General features: G+C 64.8%; 1 protein-coding gene and 1 pseudogene. Both read left to right on the top strand.

Annotated elements, in window-relative coordinates; all coding sequences use genetic code 11:
- A pseudogene (locus DVK07_RS20215) lies at nt 1-250 on the top strand (polyphosphate kinase 1); the annotation flags it as partial.
- Nucleotides 226-609, top strand: a complete 384-nt coding sequence (locus DVK07_RS20210; RefSeq protein ID WP_121598567.1) for a hypothetical protein — start codon at nt 226-228, stop codon at nt 607-609. The pseudogene DVK07_RS20215 and the gene DVK07_RS20210, both read left to right, overlap by 25 nt.
- The last annotated feature ends 109 nt before the right edge of the window (nt 610-718 follow it).

Below are 718 nucleotides of genomic sequence, written 5' to 3'. Positions count from 1 at the left end.
CGAATACTACACGGGGTCGGCCGACTGGATGGCCCGGAACCTCGACAACCGCGTCGAGGCAGTCGCGCCCATCGAGGACCCCGAGATCCGCCGGCAGTTGCGGTACAATCTGGTGGAGGTCGTGCTCGTGGACAACCGGATGTGCTGGGAGATGCAACTCGGCGGGAGTTACGTTCAGCGCCGGCCGACGGAGGACGAACCAGAGCGCAACACCCAGAAATACTCATGCGCAAGACCCTCGAGACGCTGAACGGCGAAGCCGACTCCGAGGACGTGATCGAAGTGCCGCCAGTCGAGCCGGAGCTGCTGGTCGAACCGGTCGAGGGCAAGCCGACGCCGAGCGCCCTGATTTCGAGCGCCGACGGCGAGACGACCGAAGAGAATCGACTCGCCTCGACGACGGCGTCCGACGAGACGGCGGACGGGCTCCCGGACGACGGCGAGTCACTTCCGGAGCCGATGCGAGCTTACCCGGACCGCTGGTATATTCCTGACAGCAACACGTACGCCTACGCGGTCAGAACGCCCGACGGCGGCCGAGCGTACCGCAAGACGACCGAGTTGATCGCACGACTCCTCGAGCAGCACTACGGACCAGCAGGCAATTAACGGTCCGAACACTGCCTTCGGCGGGAACCACTGTAGGCGTGGAAGTGCTGGACCGTGAGGGAATGAAAGTAGTGCTCAGGGTGGACGGAGCATCGACAGCGGCGGAGGC

The sequence above is a fragment of the Halorubrum sp. Atlit-26R genome, assembly GCF_003666015.1.
Classification (GTDB): Archaea; Halobacteriota; Halobacteria; order Halobacteriales; family Haloferacaceae; genus Halorubrum.
This window is presented reverse-complemented; position numbering and strand designations above follow the sequence as displayed.

Bases quoted from the DNA above. Each gene is read 5' to 3' on its own strand.
- DVK07_RS20210 (WP_121598567.1), top strand. From the start codon at position 226: ATGCGCAAGACCCTCGAGACGCTGAACGGCGAAGCCGACTCCGAGGAC.